Source organism: Mycobacterium sp. TH-M15, assembly GCF_057473705.1.
On record NZ_JBYCLB010000473.1, the window covers coordinates 1 to 5,667 of the forward strand.

Below are 5,667 nucleotides of genomic sequence, written 5' to 3' on the forward strand. Positions count from 1 at the left end.
CGGCGGCGTGATCCAGCGCCCGCTGCACCTCGGCTCCGGTGGCGTCCCCGCCGGCGTGGATGATCCGCCGCCGGGAGTGCCCGCCCTCCCGGGTCAGCGCCCACCGCCCGGCGGCCGCCCGGTCGAATTGCGCGCCGTGGCCGGCCAGTTCGGCCACCGCCCGGTACCCGTCGGCGACGATCGAGGTCACCGCGTCCGGGTCGCAGAGCCCGCCGCCGGCCGCCAGTGTGTCGGCGACGTGCGCGGCCACCGAGTCGTCGTTATCCGGCAGCACCACCGCGATCCCGCCCTGGGCGTAGTGGGTGGCAGTCACCCCGGACGGCCGGTGGTCCTTGTTGAGCACCAGTACATCGGCACCGGCCCGGGCGGCGGCCTGGGCGGCGGTCAGCCCGGCGACTCCGGTGCCGATGACGACCACGTCGGCCCGCTGGCGCCAGACAGCGCCGGCGGTCATGCGCCGGCGGTGACGGTCTGCCCGATGGAGACCATCCGCTGCACGCTCTGCAGGGCCAGCTGGGCGATCTGCGGGTCGACGTCGATCGCGTCGGCGCCCTCGACCAGGCTGCGCAGCAGGGCGGCCGGGGTGATCATCTTCATGTACTTGCAGAAGGCGCCTGAGTTGACCGCCTCGAAGTCGACCTCGGGCGCGGCCTTGCTCAGCTGGTAGAGCATGCCGATCTCGGTGGCGACCAGCACCTTGCTCGCCTGGGTCTTGCGCGCCTCGGCCAGCATCCCGCCGGTGGACAGGATCTTCACCCGCTCCTCGGGGAAGATGCCCTCACCGACGAGGTACAGCGCCGAGGTGGCGCACCCGCACTCGGGGTGCACGAAGAGTTCGGCCTCCGGGTGGGTCTGGGCCAGCTCGGCGAGCTGGTCGCCGTTGATCGCCGCGTGCACATGGCATTCCCCGGCCCAGATCTCCATGTTCCGCCGGCCGGTGACCCGTTGGACGTGCTGGCCGAGGAACTGGTCGGGCAGGAACAGCACCTCGCGGTCCGGGTCGATCGCGTTGACGATGTCGACGGCGTTCGACGAGGTGCAGCAGAAGTCGGTGAGCGCCTTCACCTCGGCGGTGGTGTTGACGTAGGAGACCACCGCCGCGCCCGGGTGGTCGTCCTTCCAGGCCCGCAGGTCCTCGACGCTGATCGAGTCGGCCAGCGAGCAGCCAGCCCGGGCGTCCGGGATCAGCACCGTCTTCTCCGGCGACAGGATCTTGGCCGTCTCCGCCATGAAGTGCACCCCGCAGAAGACGATGGTGCCCGCGTCGGTCTCGGCGGCGATCCGGGCCAGACCGAGTGAGTCACCGACGTGGTCGGCGATGTCCTGGATCGGCGGCAGCTGGTAGTTGTGCGCCAGGATGACGGCGTTGCGCAGCTGTTTCAGCCGCAGAATCTCTTCGGCCCAGTCATCGTCGGGCTCCACCCCGCTGTAGCCGCCCTCGCTCCTGATGATGCGGTCGGCGAGATGGCTGGTCAGCGGACCGGCGGTGTTCAGGGTCGTCATACGGAAATTCCTTCCCCACTGGGTTTTCGACTTACAATCGAAAACATGGTTCATACTAGCACTGCACACGAAGTGCTCGCCGTGGTGTTTCAGGTTCGCGGCCTGGATTCACGAGCCCCGACGCTGAACGCGCTGCTCTGGCAGCGCGCCCGGGAGCCGGAACACGGCCGGTGGGCGCTGCCGGGCGGGGTGCTCCGCGACGACGAGGACCTGCTGACCTCGACCCGCCGGCAGCTGGCCGAGAAGGTCGACCTGCGCGAGATCGCCCACCTGGAGCAGCTCGCGGTCTTCTCCGATCCGGCCCGGACGCCGGGCCTGCGCACCATCGCGTCGACCTTCCTCGGCCTGGTCCCGGCCGGATCGACGCCCGAACTGCCGGCCGACACCCGCTGGCATCCGGCCGACACCTTGCCGCCGACGGCCTTCGACCACGGCCCGATGGTGGATCACGCCCGGACCCGGCTGGCGGCCAAGATGTCCTACACCAACATCGGCTTCGCCCTGGCCCCGCCGGAGTTCGCGGTGTCCACGCTGCGGGACATCTACAGCGCCACCCTCGGCTACCAGGTCGACGCCACCAACCTGCAGCGGGTGCTGGTGCGGCGCGGCGTCATCACCCCCACCGGCACCACCGCCCGCTCCGGGCGCAGCGGCGGGCGCCCGGCGGCGCTGTACCGGTTCACCGACTCGCAGCTGCGGGTCACCGACGAATTCGCGGCGCTGCGACCACCCGGGTGACCTGCGGCACCGCCGGCGTTCGGGTGAGATTCTGCCCGCCACCGGTGCGTCGGACTGGATTCTTAACGGCCTCTTAAGCCAGAATGCTCCGGTGAGCTTTGACAGCCTGGCCCGCGACGCGGGCGTCGAATGGATCGGGCAGGCCGGCCACGAGGAGCTGCGGCACCGCGTCCACCCACTGCGGCCGGACGCGGACCCCTTCTATCAGCCGCCGGCGGGCTTCGAACACGCGCTGCCCGGCACGGTGCTGCGCTCCCGGGACGTCGAGCTGGCATTCCTGGGCCTGATCCCGCAACCGATCCACGCCACCCAGCTGCTCTACCGGACCGTCGACCGCCACGGCCGGCCGCAGGCCACGGTGACCACCGTGCTGGTGCCGGCCGACCGCAAGAAGATCGGCCCGTACCCGCTGCTGTCCTACCAGTGCGCGATCGACGCGGTGGACGGGCGCGGTTTCCCGTCATATGCGCTGCGCCGCCGAGCCCGGGCGATCGGATCGTTCACGCAGCTGGAGTTGGTGATGATCGCCGCCGCGCTGGCGCAGGGCTGGGCGGTGTCGGTCCCCGACCACGAGGGCCCGAACGGCCACTGGGGCGCACCATACGAGCCCGGTTACTGCATCCTCGACGGGGTGCGGGCGGCGCTGGGCAGCGAGCGGCTGGACCTGTCCGCCGATTCCCCGGTGGGGCTGTGGGGCTACTCGGGTGGCGGACTGGCCACCGGCTGGGCGGCCGAAGTCGCCGCGGACTACGCGCCGGAGCTGACCATCGCCGGTGCGGTGCTCGGGTCGCCGGTCGGCGACCTCGGCAACACCCTGCGCCGGCTCAACGGCTCGTTCTGGTCCGGGCTGCCGAGCATGATGATCTCCGCGCTGGCGCACGTCTACCCGGACCTGGGGCGGGTGATCGACGAGCACGCCACCACCGAAGGCCGGGAGCTGCTGCGCTCGCTGGAGACGATGACCACCGGCGGCGCGGTGTGGGCGATGCGGCACAAGGACCTGAAGTCCTATGTCCGCGAGCCGCTCGACGAGGTGCTGGAACTGCCTGCGGTGCAACACGTTTTCGACGACACCCGGCTCGGTTCGAAGGTCCCGACGCCGCCGGTGCTGATGGTTCAGGCCGTCCACGACCCGGTGATCTCGGTCGACGACATCGACGCGCTGGCCGAGGCGTACACGGCCGGCGGGGCGAAGCTCACCTACCACCGCGACCAGCTGAGCGAGCACCTGTCGCTGCACCCGTTATCGGTGCCGATGGTGCTCAGCTGGCTCAGCGATCGGTTCGCCGGCCGCCCGCTGAACGATCACCCGGTGCGGTCCGGCTGGCCGGCCCTGCTCAAGCCCGCCACCTACGTCGGCCTGCTGCGGCTGGGTCTGGTGGTGGCGGAGGTCGTCACCGGCGGTGCGGTGCACCGTCGCCGGTCGTGACCTCGGGCGGCAGCGGCACCGGCTCGACCGGAGAGCGCGGATAGCGCGGTGACGGCTCGTCGGCCGGGTAGCCACCCAGATCGTCGCGGGCGGTGAAGGCGACGCACAGGGCGTAGACCAGCGCGGCCAGCGCCACCGGCAGCAGCAGGCTGACCTCGATCTGCAGTGCGGTGTGGCCGAAGAAGGCCGGCGGAGCCTCGACGACGTAGTGCAGCCGATGCTCGGGGCTGACCGGGGCCGCGTCGACGTCCACCACGCCGTAGCGCCGGCGCACCAGCCCGGCGCCGAGATTGGTGGCCAGCCCGGCGGCCGCGTAGACACCGACCAGCAGCCCGGCCGCCATCGCCGGGCCGCGATGTGCCCGCCACTGCCACGCCCCGGCGGCGACGACCACCGCCAGCACCGAGAGCAGGCCCAGCGCCAGCGCCGGACCGATGAAGAAGTTCTGCCCGTCGTCACCGAGGTAGGCCTGCACCCGCTCGCCGTCGTGGGTGAGCGCCACCACCCCGTGGACCGGCGGCGCGATCCGCGCCCACAGCACACCGATCACCGCGCCGCCGATCACCGCCGCCCCGGCCACCGTCCCGATCGCGGCGACCCGGCTCACCCGTGGGGCGGCCACGGTCGGCGGCGTCATCGCGCCCCCAGGTCCGCCGAATCCACCGTTCCGTGCCGCGAGCACCGGGCCCACCAGCCGGTCGGCCGGACCTGCACCGCCATCTTGCGGCCGCAGGCGGCGCAGAACCGCGGCGGCCGCAGGCCCAGCTGGGCGGCGGTCAGCTTCGAGGTTTTCGCCGCATCGTCGATCAGCGCGCCGGTGTGGACGTTGTAGACGCCGGCGCCGACCAGCTCCGGTAGTTCGCTACTCACTAGAGGCTCTCGCTGAGCACCTTGATCGGCATCTGCAGCTCCTCGAGCATCTCCAGGTCGTCGTCGATCGACCGGCCCAGCGTGGTCAGGTAGTTGCCGACGATCATCGCGTTGGCGCCGCCCAGCAGGCTGCGCCGGGCGCCCAGGTCGCCGAGGGTGATCTCGCGGCCGCCGGCGAAGCGCAGCGTGGTCCGGGGCAGCGCCAGCCGGAACGCCGCGACGGCGGTGAGCGCCTCGACCGCCGACAACGGGGGCATGCTCTCGAACGGGGTGCCGGGCTGTGGGTTGAGGAAGTTGATCGGCACGTCGTCGGGGTCCAGCGCGGCGATCTGGCCGGCGAACTCGGCGCGCTGCTCCAGGGTCTCCCCCATGCCCAGGATCCCACCGGAGCACAGCTGCATGCCGTTCTCCCGGACCAACTCCAGGGTCGCCAGCCGCTCGTCCCACTCGTGGGTGGTGACCACGCTCGGGAAGTAGGAGCGCGCGGTCTCCAGGTTGTGGTTGTACTTGTGGACGCCGATCTCCTTGAGCTTCTTGGCGGTTCGCGGCGTCAGCAGGCCCAGCGAGGCGGCGATCGGGATGTCCAGGCCGGCCGCGCGGATCGCCTTGATGCCGTCGTCGACCTGCTTGAGCAGCTTGTCGTCGGCGCCGCGGACGGCGGCGACGATGCAGAACTCGGTGGCGCCGGTCGCCGCGGTCGCCTTGGCGGCCGCCACCAGCTCCGGGATGTCGAGCCAGACGCCGCGCACCGGCGAGTCGTCGAAGACCGCCGACTGCGAGCAGAAGTTGCAGTCCTCGGTGCAGCCGCCGGTCTTCAGGCTGATGATGCCCTCGATCTCGACTTCCACGCCGCACCAGCGCATCCGCACCTGGTGGGCCAGGTCGAGCAGCTCGACGAGCCGGTCCTCCCCGAGCTGCAGCACGGCGAGGACCTGGTCCTTGTCCAGGCCCTCGCCGCGGCCCAGCACCTGCTCCCGGGCGACCGCCAGGATGTCGCTGTTCGCGGTCTCGGTGCGCGATTGGGTTGTCGCCTGGGTCACCTGATGCTCCCTTGTCACTGTCGCCGTCATCTCGGTCTTGAACGCCGTTCAGGTTATGGTAGCGGTGTGCAGCTGCACAAACACGAC

7 protein-coding genes are annotated in these 5,667 nt (G+C 71.3%); 2 read left to right on the forward strand and 5 right to left on the reverse strand.

What is annotated here, in order from left to right; translation table 11 throughout:
* Both AC2VNT_RS11425 and nadA read right to left on the reverse strand, forming a co-directional pair.
* Window positions 1-454: FAD-dependent oxidoreductase (locus AC2VNT_RS11425; protein ID WP_486946963.1), on the reverse strand; the 454-nt coding region annotated here is incomplete at its 3' end.
* On the reverse strand, window positions 451-1,503 hold the full coding sequence (gene nadA, locus AC2VNT_RS11430; protein ID WP_486946964.1) for a quinolinate synthase NadA: 1,053 nt from the start codon (window positions 1,501-1,503) through the stop codon (window positions 451-453). The genes AC2VNT_RS11425 and nadA, both read right to left, overlap by 4 nt.
* A gap of 45 nt (window positions 1,504-1,548) precedes the next feature.
* Here nadA and AC2VNT_RS11435 point away from each other — a divergent pair, with 45 nt between their 5' ends.
* Window positions 1,549-2,241, forward strand: coding sequence for an NUDIX hydrolase (locus AC2VNT_RS11435; RefSeq protein WP_486946965.1), 693 nt, complete (start codon window positions 1,549-1,551; stop codon window positions 2,239-2,241).
* 91 nt (window positions 2,242-2,332) lie between these two features.
* Complete coding sequence (locus tag AC2VNT_RS11440) at window positions 2,333-3,670, forward strand: lipase family protein (protein WP_486946966.1); 1,338 nt, start codon at window positions 2,333-2,335, stop codon at window positions 3,668-3,670.
* Here the strand turns inward: AC2VNT_RS11440 and AC2VNT_RS11445 are convergent.
* Genes AC2VNT_RS11445 through bioB form a run of 3 tightly spaced genes read right to left on the reverse strand, consistent with a single transcriptional unit; the run spans window position 3,636 to window position 5,580 of the window.
* Window positions 3,636-4,307 (reverse strand): DUF2567 domain-containing protein, encoded by a 672-nt coding sequence (locus AC2VNT_RS11445; protein ID WP_486946967.1) that lies wholly within the window; start codon window positions 4,305-4,307, stop codon window positions 3,636-3,638. The genes AC2VNT_RS11440 and AC2VNT_RS11445 overlap by 35 nt on opposite strands.
* The gene (gene bsaP / locus AC2VNT_RS11450) at window positions 4,304-4,540 is read right to left on the reverse strand and encodes a biotin synthase auxiliary protein BsaP (RefSeq protein WP_486946968.1); all 237 of its coding nucleotides are present in this window, start codon (window positions 4,538-4,540) and stop codon (window positions 4,304-4,306) included. The genes AC2VNT_RS11445 and bsaP overlap by 4 nt, the downstream gene beginning before the upstream one ends.
* A complete protein-coding gene (gene bioB / locus AC2VNT_RS11455; protein WP_486946969.1) occupies window positions 4,540-5,580 on the reverse strand; it encodes a biotin synthase BioB in 1,041 nt (346 codons plus the stop codon). The genes bsaP and bioB overlap by 1 nt, the downstream gene beginning before the upstream one ends.
* Window positions 5,581-5,667 lie beyond the last annotated feature (87 nt).